Source organism: Spirosoma liriopis (assembly GCF_023196085.1).
Lineage (GTDB): Bacteria > Bacteroidota > Bacteroidia > Cytophagales > Spirosomataceae > Spirosoma > Spirosoma oryzicola.
Map to the genome: position 1 here is coordinate 368,106 of NZ_JALPRF010000002.1, position 25,229 is coordinate 393,334.

20 protein-coding genes are annotated in these 25,229 nt (G+C 46.8%); 12 read left to right on the top strand and 8 right to left on the bottom strand.

The genetic code is table 11. The features are described 5' to 3' along the window. Positions 1-222: 222 nt before the first annotated feature. Positions 223-1,470, top strand: coding sequence for an autotransporter outer membrane beta-barrel domain-containing protein (locus M0L20_RS10645; RefSeq protein ID WP_248476906.1), 1,248 nt, complete (start codon positions 223-225; stop codon positions 1,468-1,470). Positions 1,471-2,403: 933 nt separating this feature from the next. On the opposite strand, the gene M0L20_RS10650 is transcribed toward M0L20_RS10645, so the two are convergent. Further along, positions 2,404-3,897: a glycosyl hydrolase family 28-related protein gene (locus M0L20_RS10650; protein ID WP_248476907.1), complete on the bottom strand. Its 1,494-nt coding sequence runs from the start codon at positions 3,895-3,897 to the stop codon at positions 2,404-2,406. A gap of 896 nt (positions 3,898-4,793) precedes the next feature. Here M0L20_RS10650 and M0L20_RS10655 point away from each other — a divergent pair. The 7 genes from M0L20_RS10655 to M0L20_RS10685 all read left to right on the top strand — a co-directional run bounded on the left by M0L20_RS10655 (position 4,794) and on the right by M0L20_RS10685 (position 13,629). Next, positions 4,794-5,858 carry a bZIP transcription factor gene (locus M0L20_RS10655; protein ID WP_248476908.1) on the top strand — a complete coding sequence of 355 codons (1,065 nt, stop codon included), beginning with the start codon at positions 4,794-4,796 and terminating at the stop codon, positions 5,856-5,858. A gap of 1 nt (position 5,859) precedes the next feature. Beyond that, positions 5,860-6,393 carry a T9SS type A sorting domain-containing protein gene (locus M0L20_RS10660; protein WP_248476909.1) on the top strand — a complete coding sequence of 178 codons (534 nt, stop codon included), beginning with the start codon at positions 5,860-5,862 and terminating at the stop codon, positions 6,391-6,393. Positions 6,394-6,444: 51 nt separating this feature from the next. Further along, on the top strand, positions 6,445-8,097 hold the full coding sequence (locus tag M0L20_RS10665; protein ID WP_248476910.1) for a capsule assembly Wzi family protein: 1,653 nt from the start codon (positions 6,445-6,447) through the stop codon (positions 8,095-8,097). 189 nt (positions 8,098-8,286) lie between these two features. Further along, the gene (locus M0L20_RS10670; protein WP_248476912.1) at positions 8,287-9,666 is read left to right on the top strand and encodes a sugar transferase; all 1,380 of its coding nucleotides are present in this window, start codon (positions 8,287-8,289) and stop codon (positions 9,664-9,666) included. A 41-nt stretch (positions 9,667-9,707) separates the two neighbouring features. After that, entirely contained in the window at positions 9,708-11,267 is a 1,560-nt protein-coding gene (locus tag M0L20_RS10675) for a capsule assembly Wzi family protein (protein WP_248476914.1), read from the top strand. Between the two features lie 224 nt (positions 11,268-11,491). Continuing rightward, positions 11,492-12,631 (top strand): serine hydrolase domain-containing protein, encoded by a 1,140-nt coding sequence (locus tag M0L20_RS10680; protein WP_248476916.1) that lies wholly within the window; start codon positions 11,492-11,494, stop codon positions 12,629-12,631. A gap of 71 nt (positions 12,632-12,702) precedes the next feature. Further along, complete coding sequence (locus M0L20_RS10685; protein WP_248478070.1) at positions 12,703-13,629, top strand: alpha/beta hydrolase; 927 nt, start codon at positions 12,703-12,705, stop codon at positions 13,627-13,629. Positions 13,630-13,818: 189 nt separating this feature from the next. Here the strand turns inward: M0L20_RS10685 and M0L20_RS10690 are convergent, their stop codons facing one another. Beyond that, positions 13,819-14,259 (bottom strand): DUF1573 domain-containing protein, encoded by a 441-nt coding sequence (locus M0L20_RS10690; protein ID WP_232560893.1) that lies wholly within the window; start codon positions 14,257-14,259, stop codon positions 13,819-13,821. Positions 14,260-14,501: 242 nt separating this feature from the next. Here M0L20_RS10690 and M0L20_RS10695 point away from each other — a divergent pair, with 242 nt between their 5' ends. The 3 genes from M0L20_RS10695 to M0L20_RS10705 are packed head-to-tail and all read left to right on the top strand — an operon-like array spanning position 14,502 to position 19,281. After that, positions 14,502-16,910, top strand: coding sequence for an alpha-ketoacid dehydrogenase subunit alpha/beta (locus tag M0L20_RS10695; protein ID WP_248476918.1), 2,409 nt, complete (start codon positions 14,502-14,504; stop codon positions 16,908-16,910). 54 nt (positions 16,911-16,964) lie between these two features. Next, entirely contained in the window at positions 16,965-18,704 is a 1,740-nt protein-coding gene (locus tag M0L20_RS10700; protein ID WP_248476920.1) for a 4Fe-4S dicluster domain-containing protein, read from the top strand. A gap of 19 nt (positions 18,705-18,723) precedes the next feature. After that, the gene (locus M0L20_RS10705) at positions 18,724-19,281 is read left to right on the top strand and encodes an NADH-quinone oxidoreductase subunit J family protein (protein WP_232560896.1); all 558 of its coding nucleotides are present in this window, start codon (positions 18,724-18,726) and stop codon (positions 19,279-19,281) included. On the opposite strand, the gene M0L20_RS10710 is transcribed toward M0L20_RS10705, so the two are convergent. The 5 genes from M0L20_RS10710 to M0L20_RS10730 form a co-directional block, all read right to left on the bottom strand. Further along, positions 19,278-20,135, bottom strand: coding sequence for a TPM domain-containing protein (locus tag M0L20_RS10710; RefSeq protein ID WP_435531827.1), 858 nt, complete (start codon positions 20,133-20,135; stop codon positions 19,278-19,280). The genes M0L20_RS10705 and M0L20_RS10710 overlap by 4 nt on opposite strands. Next, positions 20,116-20,592 carry a TPM domain-containing protein gene (locus M0L20_RS10715; RefSeq protein ID WP_248476922.1) on the bottom strand — a complete coding sequence of 159 codons (477 nt, stop codon included), beginning with the start codon at positions 20,590-20,592 and terminating at the stop codon, positions 20,116-20,118. The genes M0L20_RS10710 and M0L20_RS10715 overlap by 20 nt, the downstream gene beginning before the upstream one ends. Before the next feature lie 23 nt (positions 20,593-20,615). Next, positions 20,616-21,197: a LemA family protein gene (locus tag M0L20_RS10720; RefSeq protein WP_248476924.1), complete on the bottom strand. Its 582-nt coding sequence runs from the start codon at positions 21,195-21,197 to the stop codon at positions 20,616-20,618. A 74-nt stretch (positions 21,198-21,271) separates the two neighbouring features. Then, positions 21,272-22,729 (bottom strand): DASH family cryptochrome, encoded by a 1,458-nt coding sequence (locus M0L20_RS10725; RefSeq protein WP_248476925.1) that lies wholly within the window; start codon positions 22,727-22,729, stop codon positions 21,272-21,274. An 82-nt stretch (positions 22,730-22,811) separates the two neighbouring features. Continuing rightward, positions 22,812-23,618, bottom strand: a complete 807-nt coding sequence (locus M0L20_RS10730; RefSeq protein ID WP_248476926.1) for a DUF547 domain-containing protein — start codon at positions 23,616-23,618, stop codon at positions 22,812-22,814. A gap of 88 nt (positions 23,619-23,706) precedes the next feature. Here M0L20_RS10730 and M0L20_RS10735 point away from each other — a divergent pair, with 88 nt between their 5' ends. Then, complete coding sequence (locus M0L20_RS10735) at positions 23,707-24,495, top strand: SDR family oxidoreductase (protein WP_248476927.1); 789 nt, start codon at positions 23,707-23,709, stop codon at positions 24,493-24,495. A 59-nt stretch (positions 24,496-24,554) separates the two neighbouring features. Here the strand turns inward: M0L20_RS10735 and M0L20_RS10740 are convergent, their stop codons facing one another. Further along, complete coding sequence (locus tag M0L20_RS10740; RefSeq protein WP_232560902.1) at positions 24,555-25,214, bottom strand: response regulator transcription factor; 660 nt, start codon at positions 25,212-25,214, stop codon at positions 24,555-24,557. Positions 25,215-25,229 lie beyond the last annotated feature (15 nt).

The window sequence follows — 25,229 nt, forward strand, 5'->3', positions numbered from 1 at the left end:
AAAGATTTGATAGCTTGTAGGTTATAATTTTGCGAAAAATAATTTAAAGCAGTTGCTCATTAGTATATTTAGAGTAAAAAACGGACTCTGACATCTCATCAGATTAACTCTGTTAGGTCGCAAACCCCAATGTCTGTATCAAAAGCTTGAATGAGCTATGGAATAATAGATTACTTAACTCTATTAGTTTTAGTGCTTAAAGTATAAAATTTCAATTGTAATATGTTGAATCAAAAAGCTTTTTTTGTCGTCCTCATAAGCGTAGTAGTTAGTAAAAGTTGGGCACAAAATAATATTTCTTTTATTAACGGCAATACATTTCTGGGCTATCAGGCAGGCCGCAACAACCAATCGGGCAGTGCCAACGTGTTCATCGGCAGCACCGCTGGTTACAACAACAGCAACGGTATTGCCAACCTTTTCCTGGGACAACGAGCCGGCTACAACAACTCCGTAGGCGCTTACAACACGTTCATCGGCAGCTCCTCGGGCGAAAACAACTCCGTAGGGGCCAACAACAATTTTATCGGTAACGGAGCGGGTCTGGCCAACACAGAAGGCAACTTCAACGTCTTCATTGGCTCGGAGGCAGGAGCCAAAAACAAGCGCGGAGGCTCGAATGTCCACATAGGAAGCTATGCTGGCCGGGAGAATCTGGAGGGTAGCGCTAACACGTTCATTGGCCACAATGCTGGTGTACCGGCTGGTGCCACCTTGAACAACGTGACGGTGCTAGGCTACAACGCCCTGGCCACTGCCAGTAACAGTGTAATTTTGGGCAGCAATGCCAACGTAGGGATTGGTACATCCGCGCCGAATGCCAAGCTGGAGATTACTCAGGGCACTGCGGGTAGCAGCGGTTTACGGTTTACTAATCTAACCTCTTCCTCGACGGCAACAGCGCTCAATCAAACCAAGTTTTTGACGGTCAATGCTCAGGGTGACGTAGTGCTTGGTAGCCTCAGCGGATCGGGCCGTCTGGCAGCTGAAGAAGGGCAGTGGAAGGCGTCAGGCGACAATCTGGTGAACACCAACGCTGGGGGGGTAGTGATCGGTCCTGGCGTAAGCAATACTCCCGCTGGCTACCGGTTGTATGTAGCTGATGGGGTATTGACCGAGAAGGTGAAGGTGGCGGTGAAGAGTACTACCGACTGGTCGGACCGGGTGTTCGAGAGCGGCTACAGGCTGCGGGGCTTGAAAGAGGTGGAGAGGTACATCAACCGGGAGAAGCACTTGCCAGGTGTTCCATCTGCGGAAGAGGTGGTGAAGGAAGGGAATGATTTACATCGGACTGACGCCCTTCTATTAGAGAAGATTGAGGAATTGACTTTGTACACTATTCAGTTGCAGAAGAGCAATGTATCATTGCAAAAAAAAGTATATGATCTTGTTAATGTTCAAAAAAACCAGCGTAAAAAGTTAGCCATGCTAGAGGAGGTGTTATTTAAAAAGCACAATAAAAGACGGTGAGATCCGCTTCGGCTCTGATCCGGAAATTAAGTTATGGCCGTTAATTTGTAGTTGGTGTGTCGGTGCCTATTACGACGCTAGTAAGACTAATTTTTGCTCATTTTTTGTATTTTATAGTTAATAAAGACTTCTTTATTAACTATAAAATAGCTTTGCTCGATTACATATGGGTGACTTAACAATATTGACTTTGGTAGCTTGACTCTCGGTTTGAATGTATTATTGTAATTACCATTTAATTTGTCAGACAAGCTAATGTCAGCCCAGATTGACAATGACTATGTCGTAAACCTTGCTTTTTCGAATTATATGATTTTAAAAGCTTATGACAATTGGCGTTGTTAAAGCTAATAATTACTCCCTTTTGGATAAATTATAGTAAAATTTTCTAACTGGTACGCTTATATGTCATTCAGTAAACTATTATTGACATGGTCGTTCGGTATCGTAATTCAATTACCTTGAGCACGAGCTAATTAGCTGGTATGATGCGTATAAGATGAGAGTTAGTTCCGAGAAGACTAACTAAGAAACTGCTTAGAACAAGTTGTATTTATGCATTGAAATAGCCGCTGCTCGGTTTTGTGACTATTTGTCGATAATGGGTAAAACTGTGGGGGTACAACGGTAGTGCTATTTAATCGGCTCGAAACTGATTAAAATAGGGGGGACTACATCCTGAACTAAGTAACGTTTATTGTGTATTCTTCCCAAACGGCTTGACAGCCGATAATTTGGGAGTTACGAAGGTAAAACTGAGCTAAGTTACTTACGCAATATAAAATTTAGTGCGTACTCCTATTAGACATCAAAGGCAAAAATTAGGTTTATTTGAGTACACATCCTGCACGAAGCGGTTAATGATTAGGTTTCTTTTAAGATGTAGGACAATGGTTTGTTACTCATTGTAAATTGGTCAGGAAAAGTGGCCGCTTACTTTGTACGATTAAGGGTTGGGTTAGCTATTTGCCCTTCGTTGTCAAAGCCTATGATCATATTATCGTATACAAAGTTATTGATTGTACGTTTGTCTGTTAAAAGCATTGGAGTTAGTCCTTTGCCCTTACCAATATGGCGAAATGTGTTACCTGTTATACGGGAGTTGGCTAAACCAGTTGAGTAACAAAAAATAGGGCTATCAGGTACATTGGCCCCTCCCAAGTTAACCTCCTTTGAGTAATCTCCCGAAAGTACATTATTTGTGATGTATATTGTACTAACAGACTGACCTCCCCCAATCTCTATGCTCCGTCCCGAACCATGTCGATGCATATTATTTGATATTAAAACATCTTCAGCATTGTGATTTACGAATACGAGTCTGTTTACATAGTCAAGGTAATTATTACTTATTTGCAGCCCTTTGACGCTTTTCCCGTTAGCGTTTAGAAAGTAAGGTGTATACCGCTGTGCGTTATTGTATACCCTGTTAGTGTTTACAATTAAACCATCTACGTTAATCAGATCTATAGCACCAGCCCGTATGTCATAAAACGTACAACCGACAATACTGGAATTAGTAACAGCATTTGAGGAACTTCCCATCTTTATAGAATGATAAGCGGATACGTCGAAAGTGCAATTTCTTATGTTGATATCATCGCCCCTTAGAAAATTTATACCATATTGCTCAGGCGTCTGAAACCACACGTTATCAATATACGTGCTGTTATTGTTAGCGTTCAAAGCGCCTTCACCGCCGAAGATTAAAGCTACTTCTGCACTTGTAGTAGATGCACTTCCCTTTAGAATACCACCAATAATGTGCACTCCAGAGGAACTACCGTCGTTATCTTTGACAATATGAAATAAGTGTTTACCCGATGCCATTTGCTGAATCCTGGTTCCGCCGTAGCTACTTGCTTGTTCCATAAGAATTGTACAAGATCCTTGAATTAAGATTTCATTAGTAATCTTATAAGATCCATGCGGGATATAAACTGTATTAGAGCCATTGGCTGGACTTGATCCTTTTTTAGCTGCTGGGTTATTGGCTTTACAAGCCGCGTTGATAGCGGCTTGTAAAGACTTTGTATCATCTGTAACTCCATCGCCTTTAGCTGCAAAGTGGTATTGAGCATTTATGGGCCCTTCAAGTAGGCGTTTGTATCGTTTTCCTTGATTCGTAACAATCACTGTACTTCCATTATCCGGCGTTGATTTGTCCTTAGGATCGTAGTAAAATAAGTCGCTTTGACCATCAATTGCCAAGCTTAAGCGATCTGGGCTTGTTTTCAGATTTCGCACTTGAGACACCTTACTGTATGAGTTGGAAGGTTCGACGTCTTTTTTATCGTTTGTAGCAGTTGTCTCTTTTTCAAGAGTTGTTTGTTGGGCTGGCGTTGAACAAGCAGTAAGACATACAATTATACCGATAGTGATCGGCTTCATTCTAATTAATAATGGCAATAGTCTTCTCAGCTTCATATAGTTTCCTTAGTATTTATAGACGCAGCCAAATTAGATTTTAATTCAAGCTTAAACACTTAAAAATATTTGTGGTGGCAAGGCCATAATCTGCTAAACAAGAGACTTTAAAACATGTTTAAAACTGTTGTAATTTGCCTAAAACAGACTTTCTTTGTAAAAAAATATTAAATATGAGAAAGATATTTTACGTACTGATTTCCTTAGCTGCTAGTTCTACTCTTCTGCGCGCACAGACAAATTACGTTTCAACTACGCCTGCTTCAACTACACCTGGATCTGATAATACATTAGTGGGTGTGGGAGCTGGTAATCAGAATATGAGTGGAGCCAGCAACCTAATGGTAGGTAGGGCTGCTGGAGTTTCAAACATGGCTGGTACGCAAAATGTATTTATAGGGGCAAGTGCAGGGAAGAGCAACTCTTCTGGTCAGGGGAATGCCTTCTTAGGATATTCTTCTGGATTTACGAATTCATCAGGTAACAATAACTCTTTTTTCGGGTCTTCGGCGGGTTACTCAAATACAATAGGTTATAATAATTTATTCGCCGGGTACAGATCTGGATACTATAACGTATCAGGCAATAACAACTCTTTTGTTGGTGCAGGCGCTGGCTATGCAAATCAAGCGGGGAATGACAATACATTTCTAGGGTCAGACGCCGGTTCTTCTAACACTAACGGTAACGATAATTTATTCGCTGGATCTTTAGCCGGTTCGGCTAACTCTTCGGGAAATGCTAACATTTTTCTGGGAAGTAGAGCTGGGATATCTAATACAACGAGTTCGCAAAATACTTTCGTAGGATTCGAATCAGGATATGGGTCTATTGGACAAGGCAATACATTTCTGGGCTATCAGGCAGGCCGCAACAACCAATCGGGCAGTGCCAACGTGTTCATCGGCAGCACCGCTGGTTACAACAACAGCAACGGTATTGCCAACCTTTTCCTGGGACAACGAGCCGGCTACAACAACTCCGTAGGCGCTTACAACACGTTCATCGGCAGCTCCTCGGGCGAAAACAACTCCGTAGGGGCCAACAACAATTTTATCGGTAACGGAGCGGGTCTGGCCAACACAGAAGGCAACTTCAACGTCTTCATTGGCTCGGAGGCAGGAGCCAAAAACAAGCGCGGAGGCTCGAATGTCCACATAGGAAGCTATGCTGGCCGGGAGAATCTGGAGGGTAGCGCTAACACGTTCATTGGCCACAATGCTGGTGTACCGGCTGGTGCCACCTTGAACAACGTGACGGTGCTAGGCTACAACGCCCTGGCCACTGCCAGTAACAGTGTAATTTTGGGCAGCAATGCCAACGTAGGGATTGGTACATCCGCGCCGAATGCCAAGCTGGAGATTACTCAGGGCACTGCGGGTAGCAGCGGTTTACGGTTTACTAATCTAACCTCTTCCTCGACGGCAACAGCGCTCAATCAAACCAAGTTTTTGACGGTCAATGCTCAGGGTGACGTAGTGCTTGGTAGCCTCAGCGGATCGGGCCGTCTGGCAGCTGAAGAAGGGCAGTGGAAGGCGTCAGGCGACAATCTGGTGAACACCAACGCTGGGGGGGTAGTGATCGGTCCTGGCGTAAGCAATACTCCCGCTGGCTACCGGTTGTATGTAGCTGATGGGGTATTGACCGAGAAGGTGAAGGTGGCGGTGAAGAGTACTACCGACTGGTCGGACCGGGTGTTCGAGAGCGGCTACAGGCTGCGGGGCTTGAAAGAGGTGGAGAGGTACATCAACCGGGAGAAGCACTTGCCAGGTGTTCCATCTGCGGAAGAGGTGGTGAAGGAAGGTGTCGATGTTGGTCAGATGCAGGCAAAGCTTCTCGAGAAAGTAGAAGAGTTGACTCTCTACGTCATTGAGTTGAAGAAGCAAAATGACGCATTAAAACAGAAAAGCAGCCGATTGGAGAACCGTATTAATAGAATGCAAACCAAAACTCGCAAATAACATGAAAACACTAGCTATAGTAGTGGGTTGCGGTCTGGCATTAAACGGCTTCGCGCAGATTCCTCCCAAAAATCTTCGTGTTCAACTTAGTTATGAACAAGTTGGTAAATATACGCAGCAGGCAGTCGAAACGATTGAAGCTACGAATACAGTAGGAACAGCTAGCGTCGTTGGTTATAAAGCGGGGCGATCTGTTACGCTATTGGCAGGATTCGAAGCGAAGACCGGTAGTACATTTACTGCTGATATTCGGCCCGTGAGCGTTGAAGGGGATATTGCATTAAAGTTAGAGGCTTATCCCAGCCCCTTTGAACATTCTACACGAATCGAATATTATTTACCAGCCGACGGCAACGTAAATCTATGGGTTATAGACGCTCAGGGTAAAGTTGTTGGTCAACTAGTGAAAGATGAGAGCCAATTAGCAGGCAAACATCATGTAGAATGGAAACCGTCTAACCTAGATGCTGGCGTTTACATTCCTATCGTAGAAGCCAATCAACAAAAGGCAACTAATCGCATTATAAAAAAATAATATCTTTTATTAGAGCCTGAATCGTAAGAGAAGGACCTACACAATGAATGTGTGGGTCTTTCTCATTTTTACAATTGTCTTAATCATGCGCAGCCTCAAAAAGAAAGCGTGCTAACAATAAACGTGGACTTAAGGCATTATTATTGCAAATTCATTCTCTACTCTACCCGACAATCAATGTGTGATTGCTTAAAGTCAGGTCTTCTGCTACTTGGTGTTTACATTATTGCTTCTTCTTTGCAAGCACAGTCAATTCATTCGCCTAATCAGTATAGTGCTGAAATCGGAACTTATTTTTCCTCCTCTACCCAAACACCATTTTGGCTAAGAGCTAATCAATACGGAATTGTTCCGAATCAGTCGCCTGTAGTGACCTATCGAGCTGGGGTTTACAGCGATTATGACACCAGCCGTTATGACATTGAACGTAGGCGTAGTAAAAAATATGATTTTGCCTATGGCCTAAATGTCATTTTAAACACTCCGCAGAGCCAATTGCCTTACGAGCGAAACGTGTTACTGCCAGAAGCGTATATTAAAGTAAGGCGGGGAATTTTTGAAGCGTATATCGGGCGGCAGCGCGAAAAATTCGGCTTGGCTGATTCTACATTATCGACAGGATCATATGCCTGGTCGGGTAATGCGATGCCTGTCCCTAAGATACAAATAGCTATTCCCGTTTTTACGCCCATTGGCTTTACAAAAGGATGGGTGTCCGTCCAGGGAACGTTTGCGCATGGTTACTTAGATGGTAAAGGGTATATCCAAAACACAATGCTACATCAAAAATCATTGTATCTACGTTTTGGGCGAGAGCGCGATGTGATACGGGTGTATGCAGGAATTAACCATCAAGCTGTTTGGGGTGGGCGTGCAACCGATACAACAGGTATACCAGGCACGATTCCTGCTGGCGGAAAATTGCCAAGTGGTCTGACGAATTACTTCTATGTGGTTAGCACATTAAATTCAGGTCGTACTGATACACAGCAATATACATACTTTGACTTGACAAACCGGGTAGGGAACCATCTTGGCTCTGTAGACATAGCTACCGAAATAGATCTGGTTCGTCATACACTTTATCTGTATCGGCAGAACATATATGAAGATGGGTCACTGTTTTACTTAATCAACATTGCTGACGGCTTGAATGGAATACGAATTCGACGGAATGATCCAGGGGCGGTGGTTCGAGACATCCTATTTGAGTTTTTGAATACGACAAGTCAGGGTGGCCCTGAGTTCGTTATTGATGATCCTGATCGAAGAGGTAAAGATGATTACTTTAATCATCAGCAGTACCGAGATGGTTGGGCTTACCGCAAACATACCATTGGCACGCCATTTATCGCACCTGCGCTTGGACCACAAGATCAATACCCGTACGGTACGTTTACGGCAAACAATCGAGTCTATGTCTTCCATACGGGGATTGCTGGAAGTTTACCGATTCGAGGGCATGCATTTGAGGGTCCCATATCGTACCAGCTAAAGCTATCTTACAGCCGTAATTTAGGTACATACGATTATCCGTTTCGTTCGATTCGTAACCAGTTTTCTGGTCTTGCTAGTTTCGTTGCTCCAGTAGCAATTTTGGGTGGTATCCAACTTACGGGAAGTATTGCCGTTGACGCCGGAACGTTTTATCAAAACAGCGTAGGGGGGTATATTAGTTTAAAGAAAAATTGGTTGACGCGATAATACGCTATCTAATCTATTAATACTCTCACGGTGACATGTCAGCAAATTGGATAAAAATTGCTACATTGCAAGCAAAGTCCTTAAACCGTAGGATAATTTTAAGAAGTGCTGCTACACCTTGAATGCTATCTTCGTTGTCTAAACAGAGAGTAAGTGTTGTAATGGACTTGCACGGTAAATAAGTATATTATGAGGCATCGCTATTCCATATTACTCTTTCCGCTCCACATTATTGTTGATTTTTTGAGTCTCAATGTAGCCTTTGTTGGAGCATACGGAATTAAGTTTGGAACGATATCTCCCGTCTTCGAACCACCCTATGTAACGTTATGGTGGGTTTTTAATCTGATCTGGTTAGCTGAAATCCTCGTATCCAAGCCTTATATATTTCCCCGGCAACTATTCAAAGCCGATCATCTGATCAAAAAAATGCTTATTTTGATGGCCATACACGTGGCCATTATTGCAATATATTGGGTAGCTGTCAAAGGCTATTATTACTCGCGTGGACATATAGCGATTACATACGGGTTGTTCGCTACTCTAGGAATTGCTTTTCGAATAGGAGGGTTACTATTTTTGAAGGAATACAGATCTAGAGGGTATAATAACAGACGGTATATCATTGTAGGATATGGAAAGTTAGCGACCACGATTCGAGGTTTTTATGACGCTCATCCCGAAATGGGATTTCATTTTAAAGGCTATTTCGATGACCCTACTCCCGATACCGTCGATCAACTGAAAGGCAATTACGACCAATTGGTTGATTACGTCCGTGTTAATCAGATTGACTGTGTTTACTGCTGTATGCCTTATATTGACAACAGTCGGCTAAAGGAAATTGTAGATGATGCGGAAGCTGTTGATTATCAGGTTAAGTTGTTAGTCGATTTTCGGGGATTTCTAGCTCGTGGGGCGTCGGTTGAATACCACGATTTTCTACCCGTGCTAAATCTGTCCTCACAAATGTTAGCTGATTTTCAGGTTAACACCCTTAAGCGAGGATTTGATATTACTTTTTCGTTAGGAGTAATAGTACTTGGGGCTCCCTTCTTTCTTTTGGTGGCGTTAATTACGCGAGTAACATCAAAAGGACCCGTCTTTTATGCGCAAGAACGTATTGGTAGAGGGGGAAAACCCTTTCTAATCTACAAGTTTCGGAGTATGTATGTTAATGCGGAGCAAGGCGGTCCTGTATTGTCAGCAGGTTACCGGGATAGCCGAATCACTCCCTGGGGGTGGTTTATGCGTCAGACCCGCTTGGATGAATTACCGCAGTTTTACAATGTTTTACGGGGAGATATGTCTGTTGTTGGCCCTCGCCCCGAACGTCAGTTTTTTATTGACCAAATTATTGAGGTTGCTCCAGAATATAAAACCTTACTCAAAGTTAAACCTGGCATCACGTCGATCGGCCAAATTAAATTTGGCTATGCGGCCAATATTGAAGAAATGGTACAGCGTTTGCGATATGACTTGTTGTATCCTGAACGCCGGTCTTTCTTGTTTGATATGTGGATTATCGCCCAGACAGTCCGGGTAATGATGCAGGGCCGTGGAAAATGACCCTGATGCCAATTGGGGCAATTGATCTATTCCTTCACTTTATGAGATTTGTCCTTTGCTGCTTTTGTTATCTATGGCTTTTGCTCTTCCCTGTATCTGCCTCTTATAGCCAACGCATTAACCAATACGATGTAGAAGCGGGAGGAATGATTTCTTCTAGTCAGACGCCATTCTGGTTAAGAGCGAATCAATACGGTACAATCCCCTTACAAACGCCCTTGCTCCGTATGAATGTAAGCCTACGCGCCGATTACTTATCAGCGGACAGTACGGGGCATCGACCAAAAGCTGATTGGGGGTATGGCCTGAATCTAGTATCGAACGCAGGTCAAATGAGTCAACTACTGTTAGCTGAAGCATATATTAAGGGGAGATTAGGCGCTTTTGAGATTTATGCGGGTCGTCGGAAAGAAGTTGTTGGTCTAGTTGATACGCTGTTAACTACCGGAGCTTATGCTTGGTCAGGTAATGCGCTTCCCATACCCAAAGTTCAGATTGGCTTACCTGCATTCACATCAATTCCGTTCACAAAAGGCGTCATATCAGTGCTGGGCGCTTGGTCACACGGATGGTTCGAAAATTCAGATCGTTTAGTAAAAGGCTCTTACTTACACCAAAAATACCTGTATCTGCGATTAGGGAAGCCGTCTTGGAAGATTCGTTTTTACGGAGGTTTTAATCACCAAGTAATTTGGGCTGGATATGCTGATCCAAATGTTTTAGGGCCAGTTGTTGCTGTTGATGGGAAATTGCCATCTAGTTTGCGTTACTACCCGAACGTCGTTTTGGGGACGCGGGGCAACGATTACGCAACCGATAACAATCTTACATCCTTTGAAGATAATCGAATCGGTAACCATTTGGGCTCTGTCGACATAGCCGCTGATATTGATCTGGCTAACTGGAATGTGTATGCTTATCGACAATTCTTATACGACGATGGCTCTCTGTTTTACGGCACCAACTTGAAGGATGGATTAAACGGTATTCGTATTAAGAATATGAATCAGCCAACTGGGTCTGCCTTTTTTCTCCGGCAGTTTACGTTCGAGTATCTTTTTACTGGTAGCCAGGGGGGGGCAGAATTTGTTATTGATGACCCGGAGCGTAGAGGTCGAGATAATTATTTTAACCATAGCCAGTTTGTAGATGGATGGACGTACTTTGGACGTACGATAGGAACCCCATTTCTAGCACCAAGGGCTGAAATCAATCCGAATCTGACTAGATTTAGTCCCGCTATTGCTAATAATCGGGTTAGTGCTTTTCATGTTGGTCTTAGTGCTCTGATAGTCGATAAGATCGATTTGACAACACGATTGTCCTATAGTATTAATGCTGGAACGTATGATATTCCATTCATTAGTTTACCTCGTCAGTTTTCAGGATTAATATCGCTGGCCGTTCCCGTAGGCATTCTAGGCGGCTCTACAATAAATGCTTCCGTCGCTGCTGATGTAGGTGAATTGTTGCCGAGAAGCGTTGGTGCTTACCTGGGAATACGTAAAGTTGGATTTTTAGGCCAGAAACCAGCCAACAAGAAGCTATCTTCCGGAGCAGACAAGCGTTCGGATTTTCAAAAGGCTAACCATCGTTGGTAAGTGCGCTGAATAAGTTTTTAAACTCAGTTTTATTTTTTGGGCAAACCTATCCTTGGCATTTGACGAAGGTTTTTATTTTTGTGCGTACAGAGATTAGTCAAGTAAGGGGTAGGATGGCGAGGATGAACAGGATAGTAAGTGTAATAAGCGTATTAGTCTTTCTAAACCTTATTTTTTCTTGCGGGCAAAGCACGCAAAAACAGTTAGATAAGTCAGCAAAAGAATTGCGCAACTGTGCCGACGAGCAGGTTCTCACACCTGAACAACAAGCGGCTGTTCGACAGGAAATCCATGCTGACCAGAAAGCTCAGCAGATTGAACACATCTTTCAGCAGAAAGTACGTGAAGGTCTAAACGGTAACGTTCTGGTAGCACAGAAGGGAATGGTCCTTTACAAGCATTGCTTCGGCTTGGGCCATTTCGAGCGGGGGCAACGGGATACACTAGTCGATGATTCAAAGTTTCAGCTGGCATCGCTGTCAAAAACGTTCACGGCTGTCGGTACACTCAAGCTTATCGAGCTGGGTAAGTTGAAATTTGAAGATACTATTCAAAAATTCTATCCTGATTTTCCTTATCACGGTATTACGATTCGAGAATTGCTGAGCCACCGAAGCGGGTTGCCGAACTATCAGTATGCCTTCGATGATAGCATGAAGGTTAATTTCTACAAAAAAGAAAAACCTTACCCGTCCAATGCAACCATTATGCATTGGTTCGCCACAGTGAAACCTACTCCCAGAGCCTACAACATTCCTGGTCGTGGTTTTAGCTACAGTAATACCAATTACATGGTGCTGGCGTCAATCATCGAAAAAGTGTCGGGTAAAAGCTACGAAGAGTACATACACGCTACAATTTTCGAACCGCTGGGAATGCATCAGACCTTTGTGGCGACGACAAAAAATGAGTTGTTCAATCAGCATAAAACGGCAGGTTATCAATGGAACCGACGAATACCGAAAGATTACTATGATGATGTCGTCGGTGATAAAGGTATTTACTCAACCATCGGCGATTTATTTCGATGGTATCGAGCGCTCAATGGCGATTGTGTCTTACAGAAAAAGACATTGCAGGAAGCCTTTGTGCCGCGGAGCTTCGAGAAAAAAGGAGCAAAGAATTACGGCTACGGCTTCCGAATGATGCTCGGTGAAGATAACCAACCTGAATTTATTTACCATTCAGGCTGGTGGAAAGGGTATAACACCATGTTCTGGTTTAGTCCAAAAGATGAGTACGTCATCATAATGCTAGGCAATAAATACAACAAAACGGTATATCGGGTAAAAGAGCTCATCGATGTTCTCCGAAGTGATTCAAAAAGTACGGACACTGCGGAAGAAACGGAGGCAGAAATATGAGTAGAGCCGACCTGAGTGTCGGCTTTTTCATGCAATTATCATCGGCCCTGTTGCTAACCTTACGCCTTTATATGCGCAATCTATTCGCTACTACACTTTTAACCATGCTCCTAACGCAAACGGCTCATTCGCAGGAAGTAATAAAGTTATGGCCTGATGGAGCCATTCCCAATGCTATTGCTGGGGCACAGATCGAAGAGAAATCAGATCCTGGGAATGACGGGATCATGCGGATCAGTAACGTATCCGTACCGACGCTTACGGCTTACCTGCCCGCCAAGAACAACGCAACGGGGACTGCTGTGATGATCTGCCCAGGTGGCGGGTATTCGATTCTTGCATCAGGCCACGAAGGCGTTGATATTGCCAAGTGGTTTAATGAGATGGGCATAACGGCTTTTGTACTGAAATATCGGCTGCCCAACGAAGCGATCATGACCAATCAACAGGAGGTGCCGCTTCTGGACGCCATGCAGGGAATGACCCTGATTCGGCAAAACGCAACCAAATACAATATTGATCCAAACAAGATAGGGGTTATGGGCTTCTCTGCGGGGGGGCACCTAGCTTCTACGCTGGCAACGCACTACCACCGTGGCCCTAAAGCGAATGAAGTGGCTAAACCAAACTTCGCGATTTTGATGTACCCCGTGATAACCTTGGGAGAGAAAGCCCATACGGGTTCAAGGGATAAATTATTGGGAAAGCTAAATACATCCGCCGAGATGCTGGCGTACTATTCCAACGAGCTACAAGTCTCCAATCAAACGCCACCGACATTCCTTGTTCACTCGGAGGACGACAAAGCGGTACCCGTTGAAAACAGCATTAGCTATTATCTGGCCTGTTTAAAAAACAACGTACCCGTCGAGATGCATCTTTATCCAACTGGTGGGCATGGATACGGACTTCGTACGGCAAAATTTGGCTCGTTGAATACTTGGCCCGCTGCCTGTAAAGCGTGGTTGACTGCCTTGACAGCTACAAAGCAAAATTAGTAAGTCGCTTTTGGCGAAAGATGCCCGTTTCCGCTGCTCATGAACCGTAGATTATCGGTTTATTGGCAGCAGAAACGGGCATTATAGCTGAAAGTGGCGGAAGAGTAACCTTTCTAGTAAGAAGCAAAAAAAAGCATCCGGTAAACAACCAGATGCCTTTCGTGACCACACTATTAACCCTTCAGCGTGTTAGCGTGATTTCTTTTTGTCTTTGCCAGCAGGAGCTGCAGCAGGGCTAGCCGCTGTTTGAGCATCTTTTTGAGCAACGACTTCACCTTTCAGGTAAAGAACAGTTTGACCGGCCTCGGCATTGCTTGTTACCGTAACCGATTTATTGAATGGACCAGCCGCAGCAGCATTAAATGTAGCTGATACCGTACCCGTTTTGCCCGGCATTACTGGTTCGCGCGTCCAATTTGGTTTGGTGCAGCCGCAAGAAGCCGTAGCATCATTGATGACAATAGGATCAGTACCCGAGTTCTTAAATTCGAACACGTACGTTACTGGCTTGCCTTGCTCAACTTTACCGAAGTCGTGAGTCTCTTTAGCAAACTTCAGGACTCCCTTCTGTGCGTAGCCTACTGCGACAAACACAAATAAAGCTACGAAAAGTGAAAAAAACTTTTTCATTGGACTAAACGGAATTATGGTTTGGTTGTTTTACTAGTATACTCAGTAAATCGATTGTAGAGCAAAGAGTCTGCCAAATGCTAACTGCCTGCTGTTGACCTAACAAAGAAACAGAAAAAATCGTTTTTTTGAAAGCTGGGTTGTTTTGCCTTAAATTTACTTTCGCATGACGCTCGAAAGCGGGTATCATTCGCACCCTATGAGAAATTAAATGTTGGACGCTTTCAACCCGTAGCTCCGCTGTGATAGCAAACGAACAACTCCGCTCGACTGATATTTTAACTCGCGAAAAAATCCTATCTGATTACCGAATGGCCTGCGAAAGCCGACAGGTAAGTTTATTAGGTCGGCGCGACGTTATGGGCGGACGCGCGAAATTCGGAATCTTCGGCGATGGCAAAGAATTGGCGCAGATTGCAGCAGCCAGCGCTTTTCGTCGGGGCGATTTTCGTTCGGGGTATTACCGCGACCAAACGTTCGTAGCCGCTTTGGGTGAACTTAGCTGGCAGGAATTTTTTGCCCAGCTGTATGCCCATACCGATCTAGTGGCCGAGCCTAATACGGGGGGGCGGTCCATGAATGGACACTACGCTACTCGCTGGCTCGATGACCAAGGGCTGTGGCTTAATCAAACAGACCTGTTTAATTCTGTCTGCGACATATCACCGACAGCCGGGCAAATCCCGAGAGCGGTTGGATTAGCGTATGCATCGAAGCTTTTTCGAAACAACGAAGCATTGCATGAGATGACCAGCTTCTCTCACAACGGGAACGAGATCGTGTTTGCTACCATTGGCGATGCGTCTACGTCACAAGGCATGTTCTGGGAGGCAATGAATGCCGTTGGGGTCTTACAGGTACCACTGCTGATGTCGATCTGGGATGATGGCTATGGTATTTCGGTGCCCGTTGAGTACCAGACAACGAAAGGGAGTATCTCAAAGGCGTTGGCCGGTTTTCAACGCGATGGACAAGAGGAAAAAGGAATCGAAATTTTTACCGTCAAAGGCTGGGACTACGCAGCGTTGTTGGAAACGTATCAGCAAGCCGCTCGTATCTGCCGGGAAGAGCATGTGCCCGTGCTGGTTCACGTACAAGAACTCACGCAGCCACAGGGCCATTCGACGTCTGGTTCGCACGAACGCTATAAGTCGAAAGAACGACTTGCTTGGGAAGCGGACCGAGACTGTAACCGGATATTTCGCCAATGGATTCTCGAGAATGGCTACGCCACAAGCGATGAGTTAGAAGCTATCGAAGCGGAATCCAAACAAGTTGCTAAGAAGGCTCGGCTTGATGCCTGGCATGCATCCGAAGCGTCGATGAAAGAGGATTTTGAGACTGCGCTGGCTTTACTTCAGCAGACCGCAAGGCATAATTCAAAATCGGCTGCGCTAATGGCACTTCGGGAGGAATTACGTACAACGGTCAATCCCTTGCGCCGAGATGCTGTTTCCACTGTCCGGAAAGCGTTGCGAATACTTCGGAACGACCCAGGGACTGCCCGGCAAAAGCTGAAAGCATGGCTGGAACGAACCAACGAAGCGAATGCTGATCGGTACAACTCACACCTTTATAGCCATTCGCCCGAATCGCCGATGCTGGTAGAGGCTGTGCCCGCGCATTACGCCGACGACGCTGTACAGGTAGACGGCTATGTGCTGATGCAGCGATATTTTGATAGCTTATTTGCCCGAGATGCTCGGGTCGTTGCGCTGGGAGAAGACGTGGGTATGATTGGCGATGTAAACCAGGGGTTTGCTGGTTTGCAGGAAAAATACGGCGAAATCCGAATTACCGATACGGGTATTCGTGAAACAACCATCATTGGACAGGGCATTGGGCTGGCGATGCGGGGCTTGCGGCCGATCGTTGAAATCCAGTACTTCGATTACGTCTATTACGCGTTAGCGACGCTTACCGACGATCTGGCAACGTTGCTTTACCGTACCAAAGGTGGTCAAAAAGCGCCTGTCATCATTCGGACGCGTGGCCATCGACTGGAAGGAATATGGCATTCAGGATCACCACTGAGTGCGATGCTTGGTAGCTTGCGTGGGCTGCACGTACTGGTACCGCGTAACATGACCCAGGCTGCTGGCTTTTACAATACGCTGATCAAAGGAGACGATCCAGCCTTGCTGATCGAATCCTTGAATGGCTACCGGCTTAAAGAAAAGCTTCCCGACAATCTAGCCGAGTTTTGTGTACCGCTTGGGGTGCCGGAAATACTGCGGAGCGGTTCAGACGTAACGGTTGTTACATATGGATCAATGTGCCGATTTGTTATGGAGGCCGCTAGCCAGCTGGCCGATCTGGGCATAAGCGTCGAGGTTATCGATGTTCAGTCGTTGTTGCCGTTTGACGTCCATCATTCCATTGTTGAGTCCATAAAAAAAACAAATCGCGTTATCTTCGCCGACGAAGATGTTCCCGGTGGTGCGTCGGCGTACATGATGCAGCAGGTAGTAGAAGGTCAAAACGCCTATCGCTACCTGGACTCCGTTCCTAAAACAATCTCGGCTAAGGCCCATCGTCCACCGTATGGATCAGACGGGGATTATTTTTCGAAGCCAAGCGTTGATGATGTGATCGACACGGTGTACTCACTGATGAGTGAGTGCGAACCCGACCGATTTCCCGCTATATAATCACTGATCGATTGAAAAGTCGAACGGCATTCAATCGATCGGTCCTCTTTTGCCATGTCTTACTTTGACGATATACAGTCCGGTATTCGGACTACACTCAAGGGATTAAGTCTGACGTTGCAACACATACGCAATGCAACGCATCGCCGGACGCCCGAAGGAATTGCCGACGCCAATTATTTTGATCAGCAAAATGGGCTGGTCACGCTTCAATACCCGCACGAGCAGCTTCCTATTCCCGACAATGGTCGTTATCGGCTTCGTAATGAAATTGAGGATTGCATCGTTTGCGATAAATGCGCTAAAGTATGCCCAGTCGATTGCATTACTATCGACGCTATTAAAGCCACAGAAGAAGTCGGACGGGCTTCTGATGGGTCTCCAATTCGATTGTACGCGGCCAAGTTCGACATCGATATGGCTAAGTGCTGCTATTGCGGTCTGTGCACAGCCGTTTGTCCAACTGAGTGTCTGACGATGGACAAGAAGTTCGACTACAGCGAGTTCGAGCTTGGAAAATTAACGTATGAGTTCTCGAACCTGACGGCTGAACAAGCGGACGAAAAACGATCCCTGTACGAGCAATTTCTTCGCGAAAAAGAAGAGCAGAAAGCCGCTCAGGTAGCCGCCAAAGCCGCAGCCCAACCAACCGCTGAAAGCGCACCTGTTGCCAAGCCCAAACCGGCATTCCGGCCCACCGCCAAGCCAGCCGCAACTCCGCCACCTGCTGAACCCGCTAACTCGGAGGGTTCATCTATTGAGCACCCATTAACGGACGCTACGCCGGACGAAATGCAGCAGATTGCCCAGGGCGGTCTGGAAACGACGAAACGGCCTGTATTCCGCCCAACGAAAAAACCAGCGAATCCGCCTACTGAGGTTCCAAACGAAGCGAGAACTGACGATGTTACTAATGAACTGGTGACAGGGGAGAAGCCTGCCGAAGCCCCACCAAAACCGAAAGCGCCAGGTGGATTCCGGCCAACGATGAAACCGCCAAAACCAGCTGACGAAAAACCAGCTGAGCAACCTGATCCTTCAGCAGCGGAAGAAACGCCCAAGCCGAAAGCGCCAGGTGGATTCCGGCCAACGATGAAGCCACCCAAACCGGTCGCTAACGACCTACCAGCGGATTCAGAAGCACAGCTGACCAACGAAGAAAGTAAACCAGAGCCGAAAGCGCGTCCGGCGTTCCGGCCCACGATGAAACCGAAATCGGCTCAAACAGACGAAACTGCGCTCCGTGGTGAGGATGAAAAGACAGAGGCTGTTGAGAACGTAAGCAAGGAAAGCTCATCGGCATCCGAAGATGAGAATGCCAAGCCGAAGCCTGCGGGTGGGTTCAGACCGACCATGAAGCCAAAAGTAGCTGCACCTCCCAGTGAACCAGCGAACGACGTATCATCGGAAAAGTCGATTGGTCAGGATGCAGAAGAGGCAGCTATTGAAGAGCCTAAGCCAAAACCCGCCTTTCGGCCAACGATGAAGCCGAAGGCAAGTGAACCTGTGCCAACGCCGGCTGAACCACAAAGCAGCGAAACGGATAACGTAATCTCAGAAAAACCAGAAGAGGAAAGCGATAAGCCTAAACCGGTTTTTCGCCCGACGATGAAGCCGAAGGGTACACCGGTTTCTGAACCAGAAAAAGGGCTGTCGTCGGAAGGTACTGTTGCCCAGAGCTCAGCAACTCAGCCGGAGGAAGCGCCCAAGCCTAAAGCCGCTTTTCGGCCAACGATGAAGCCCAAAGTAGCTCCTCCAAAACCGGCGTCGGATGACGAAACGGCATCAGAATAACTAGACAAACGGAAGATCTGTGGTTCAACTCGCTTTTTATGGATTTGCTGCCCTGACGATAGGCGGAGCACTAGCCGTGTTACTAACCCGAAACGTACTGTATGCGGCCTTTTTCCTGTTGTTGACGCTGCTTGGTGTGGCAGGACTGTTCGTGCTGGCGAGCGCTGATTTTCTGGCAGTGGCCCAAATCATGATCTACGTTGGCGGGGTGCTGGTGCTGGTTATTTTCGGCGTGATGCTTACTCAAAAGAACGCATCATCAAACGCAGATAGTCAGTCGCCTAACCGCATTCCTGCCTTGAACCGTGCCGGAACGTACTCCTGGTTGCTCGCTTTGTGCGTAGCAGGTGGATTGTTTGTTGCTTTGTATACGTTGTTGGCGCGGGCTAATTTTTCGCTCTTAACTCGTCCAGTCGGCTGGAAAACAACGGTCGGTACTATTGGCAAGCAACTGATGACCGAATACGTCGTCCCGTTTGAGATCGTTGGTATTTTGCTATTGGCGTCCTTAGTTGGCGCAACGTATCTAGCGGCACCACTAACCCAAAATCGTAATTCCGGTCGTAACGGCGTTTAATAATCACCACCCGCGCCACCACCGCCGAAGCTCCCACCGCCAAAGCCGCCAAAGTCGCTGCCACCACCGCCACCGCTCCAGCCACCTCCGCGTGAACCGCCCCAGCCGGAATACGTCGAGGTAGGGAAAAAGACGGGCGGAAAGAAACCTCCACCCCGGTTGCTTCCATTGCCTCCCCCTCGGTTGCGCCGGGAGATGATGAAGATGATAACGAAGATGATGACAATCCAGATCAGGAAACCCGCCCCATCGCCATCTGACTGCTCCTTCGGATCCGCTTTGTACTCACCACTGGCACGCTGAATAATTTCAGTAGTTGCCTTGTCTAAGCCTTGATAGTACTGCTCCTGCTTGAATGCTGGTACAATGGTGTTGCTGATAATGCGTTTGGCAATGGCGTCGGGAATGGCTCCCTCGAGGCCGTAGCCAGTAGCAATAAAAACTTTCCGCGTCTGCGTTGCCCAGGCAAGGACTAAGCCGTTGTTCTTGCCCTGCTGTCCAACCCCCCACTTTCTACCGACTTGAAAGGCAAAATCGCCGATGGGGTAAGGCTCCGTGGTTTTTACGATAACAACAGTGATCTGTGTCGATGTGGAATCGTTATAGGCACGGAGTTTTTGCTCCAACTGATTGCGCTCGCTACCGCTCAAGATACCCGCAAAGTCGTTCACCAAACGCGGTGGATTCGGTTTGTCAGGGATGACAGCGTTAGGAGTGCCCGTTGATGAATCCTGCGCCAGCAGATGGTTTGGTAATGCCATAAAAAACAACAGCATGACCAGACTAATCGTGTGGGCGGTTCGGTATAGGAAGGTGGATACGTTCACGAAGTTATCAATCAAACGAAATTTCATCGGCGAGTTCGTTGGTATCGGTTTCGCCATCATACGGGAAATAATGCCGCAGTTGTTGTCCGGCTTTTTCGATGCCTCGGCTTAATCCTTCGGTGTATTGACCCGCTGCAAAGTGGCTGCGCATTAACTCTTTTGTGCTTGCCCAAAAATCGGCGGGTACTTTCGAGTTGATACCTTTATCGCCGACTAAAGCAAACTTGCGGTCAACATGCGCCAGATAAAACAGCACACCGTTCTGTTCTTTTGTCTGGCGCATACCGAGCTGATCGAATACGGCGATAGCGCGTTGGACAGGATCTGAAGTCGGGCAATGTTGCTCAACATGCACCCGAATTTCTCCAGACGTGGCTTTCTCAGCCTGTCGGATGGCATCTACAATGCGTTGCTGATCTTCGGGAGTAAATGGATTGTTCATGGCCGGGGCAACAATCTGCGCACCCGTGAGCCTGTTGTGCATAGCTCACGGGTGCGGAAACTGGTTTAGAACTGCACGGTCGGTGCGCTTTGAGCTGCCTGCGACGCTTCAAAGAAGCCTTTTACGGGGAAGCCAAAAATACCGGCGAAAATATTGTTCGGGAATGACCGCACGGACTGATTGTAGGTTTTAACCGATCCATTGAAGTCGTTACGTGCCACAGCGATACGGTTTTCGGTTCCTTCCAACTGGGCTTGCAACTCCGAGAAATTCTGATTTGCTTTCAGATTTGGATAGTTCTCCGCTACTGCTAACAACCGCGATAAAGAACCACTAAGCTGATCCTGAGCAGCCTGGAATTTCTGAATGTTTTCCGGTGTCAGTTGATCCGCGTTCAGGTTGATCCCAGTTGCGTTAGCTCGGGCCTGTATTACAGCCGTCAGTGTACTTTTCTCAAAATTAGCGGCTCCCTGTACCGTTCGTACGAGGTTCGGAATAAGGTCGGCCCGACGTTGATATTGCGTTTGTACAAGCGACCATTTTTCCTGTACCTCGGTATCACTCTGGACAAGGCCGTTATAGGAGCTACAACCGTACATGCCCAAAATCAGGGCGACAACGATCACAATAATTAATGTTCTTGACATGGTTTTTTAGGATGGTACTGTGTTATTGAGTCAAAGTTGAACAAAACTTGTTAGGATGTAAACTTAAAACTGGGTCAACGGTTTTTTTCCGCTGTTGCCCACCGGTTTGGGTTGATGATTGGTAGGGGATATGTGTCGCCCAGCGTAACCCCATATTGTGCCTGATCGGCAACCGATAAGTTGTAAACAGAATGAATTTTTTCTGCCGGAACAGCCGCTAATTCCGGAAGCCAGCGCTTAACGTATTCTCCTGCTTCGTCGAAACGCACCGCCTGATCATACACGTTGATTGTGCGGTTTTCGTGGGGATCATTGCTTACATCGGCGACGTAGTTCCAGCTACCCCAGTTTGTACAAGGATCGTAATCGACAAGCAAGCTTTCGAAGTAAGACGCACCCCATGTCCAGATAACGCCCAGGTCATTAGCGAGAAAACGGCTGACGGTCTGCCGACCCCGGTTAGACATAAAGCCTGTCGCGTTTAACTCCCGCATGTTTGCGTCAATAAAGGGAATTCCCGTTTTCCCCTCAGCCCACTGTTCGAAGAGAGTTTTGTCACGAAGCCATGGCTTATTCAAATTTTGCTGTATTCCGCTTGGTTTGAAAAGTCTTGATCCGTACCGGAGAGCGGTAAACCGAAAAAAGTCGCGCCAAATCAGGTCCGATAGAATACGCTCGGTCGAGTCGTTTCTGGCGCGGTCGGCCTGATAGCGTATAACTTCCTGATAAATCAGTCGAGGAGACAAACAACCCAGCGCTAGCCATGCCGAAAACTTCGATGGATAATCGTCGCTGGGTAGTCCGTTTCTGGCGTCCTCGTACGTTTTAACGAGTTCATTTTCCCAGATGTACTGATGCAGCCGCTGAACTCCCGTCGTCTCTCCGCCCGCGTACCGACTAGTTGTATTTTCGTTGATTTGGTATGCCTCATCCACGTCCGAAAAACCAAACGAAGCTAGTGAAGGTAGCTCCTGCGTTGGAATTCCCGGAACGAGCCGGACCGTTTGGGGCTCGGCGATTGGTTTCCGTACGGCGGTATAGGGTTCAACGGAGTTATGGAATTCCGTAAAGCTTTTGGGCAGTCGTGAAACCCAGAACGGTAAATCGCGAACGTGGTACAGCGTCGATACCCAGAACAGATCAATGTCAATGTTGATTGGCTTGAGCAGCTTGCTTAGATCCGATTCCGTATCCGTCTCTTCTTCGGCAACTTCTTTGCTGGCGTAGATGGCTTCCGCGTCAATTTCTTCCGCCAGCTGAGCCAGTATTTTGGCCGAGTGGCCGACGCGTATGATTAGATCGGCGCCTTTGGCCTGGAGTGATCTACGCAGGTCCGCTACCGCTTCAATCATGAACTTGGCGCGGTAAATCCCGGTTCGGCGAAAACCAAGCTCAGATAATTCGTCGAACCAGCGTGGTTCGAAAACATACACCGGAAGAACCTCGTCCGCCATTTCGACGGCGCGGGCAAACCCTTCATTATCGTGAAGGCGCAGATCGTTTCGGAACCAATATAAAATTCGTTTAGGCATAATTGTGTACAGTAACCGAGCTTGCAGTAAGCAGAAACAATATCGAAAGGCTACAGTTCCACCTGGCCTTGTTAGCGTCTGGTTATTGCTCGTTCAACCCCCAGTTGTAATCCAGATAAGAGATTGGCGTATCCCGATTGATTTTTGCTGACGAGTAGCGATTTACCCAGTAATCAACCGATTTATTACTTTTCTGCCAATCGCTTTTGTACCAGTCAAAAATTTTTGAAAGACTCGCTCTTTGTGGACTAATGGCATTTTTGGCCGGATTGTTTAGAAAGTCGCTGCCTTGCTCGTCTAACTGAGTGCTAAGTTTGTCGGGTTGGTACGCTTCATTCCGTAGGCGAGGACCTGACGTGGCTGCGGGTACCAACGCGAAGTGAATACGTGGTTCGTTGAATTGCTTGCGCAGCACACTGCGCTCGATATGGTCAAGGCTCATGTCTTTACCCCCGATTTTAAAGAATTTGCTCGCCCAGGGCGTTGTTACAAACGGTATCTGAACTTTAGAACCGATGTCTTTAATACTCGCGACCGGGTAATGATTCAAAATCAACTGGATGGTATAGGCATTATACGCATTGATCCAGTAAGCCATCTGCTCATTTCTGGACCACTTATCCGCTGGTGGATTGTTGCTAAGCATGTCCAGATACTTTGTCAGCTCTTTCTGGTCATGTTTAAAACCTCTGTAATTGACAAGACCCTTTTCGTTGACGTACTTTTTTAGCAACCTGTCGTAGAGAGTATGGTTAACTGGAGCACCCGTTGTAGAGGCATTTCTTGCCGTAGTGACCCCTACTGAGAAAGGTATAACAAAGGCCGTCAGACTTATGAACAGACAGCTGACAATGCCGGTGATTGCTATTTTTAGCAAGGAAGGTGTCATTAAAATTTGTTTGTTTACGATTATGGGCGCAAATAAGCGTCAAAAATTGAAACCTCAGCCGTTTGGCTGACGTAACGAATCGAACGCAATGAATCTTGATTTAACTGGAAAAACCGCTCTTGTTGGGGGGAGCACCCAAGGGATTGGCCGTGCTTCGGCTATTGAATTAGCGCTGTTGGGTGCTAACATTGTGCTTATGGCCCGGAATGAAGAAACGCTCAAGACCACACTGGCTGACTTGGACACGACAAAAGGGCAACTACATCGATACCTGGTCATTGATTTTAGCCAGCCGGGAGCCGTTGCAACAGCGGTCGCGAATCATTTGGCCCAGTTTCCAGACGTACACATCCTCGTTAACAACACGGGCGGTCCGGCAGGGGGACCTATCATCGACGCCACACCGGAAGAGTTTACGCATACATTTCACAACCACTTGCTCAATAATCAGACCTTAGTTCAGGCGGTGGTGCCTGCTATGAAGCAAGCCGGTTATGGCCGGATCGTGAATATCATTTCTACGTCAGTCAAACAACCCATTGTGGGGCTGGGCGTGTCGAATACCATCCGGGGAGCGGTGGCTCAGTGGGCTAAAACGTTGTCGCTGGAGATCGCGCGTTTTGGCATTACGGTGAATAACGTCTTGCCCGGTTATACGCGTACGGCCCGTCTGGACTCCGTGTTGGCCATGCGCGCCAAAGCATCGGGTAAAACGGAAGACGAAGTGTCGGCTCAGATGGAAAGCGAAATTCCTACGGGTCGGTTTTCAACCGCTGAAGAGGTAGCAGCCGCCGTCGCGTTTTTGTGTACGCCCGCAGCCGCGTCGATCAATGGGATCAACGTTCCGGTGGATGGCGGTAAGACGGGAAGCTTATAAACGAGTCGTTGGTTCTTGTGGTGCCGGGTAGGAGTACCCGACACCACAATGACCATACGTTACACGAGGCTGTTTTTAAACGCGTAGGCTACCATACCTGCCGTATTTTTGGTGCCCGTTTTTTCCAGAATGCGTAGCCGGTGCCCTTCAACGGTACGCGGGCTGAGAAAGATTTTTTCGCTGATTTCATTCGTTGACAGCCCTTCGCAAATCAGCGTTAGTACTTCCTTCTCCCGTTCGGAAAGGAGAATTTTACTGTTATAAAACGAGTTGGCTGGTTTGTTAACCGTGGTTTTATTAGTCATTTTGCGAAGCATCGCTCTGGAAACGAATTCGTTCAAATAAACGCCTTCGTCCATAACCTTCCGAATCGCCTTTTCCACTTCACCCGCTTCGGCATCTTTCAGCAGATACCCGCTAACTCCTTTTTCGAGCAGGTGCAGCACCATCCGGTCTTCATCGTGCATAGTGAGCACGACAATCTTGACCAGGGGGTAATTCTCACGGAGATAATCAGCCGTTGCTGTACCGTCCAGCACCGGCATTTGCAGGTCCAGTAGAACGACATCCGGCGTTTTTCGGGGAATTTTATCGATGAGATCTTGTCCGTTTCCTGCTTCGAGAATTAGTTCGAAGTCATGAATCTGGCCCAGGATAGTAGCCATACCGACTCGGAATAGCGTGTGGTCGTCGCAGAGTGCCAGTTTAATTTTTCGCATGAGCGTAGAGGTAAG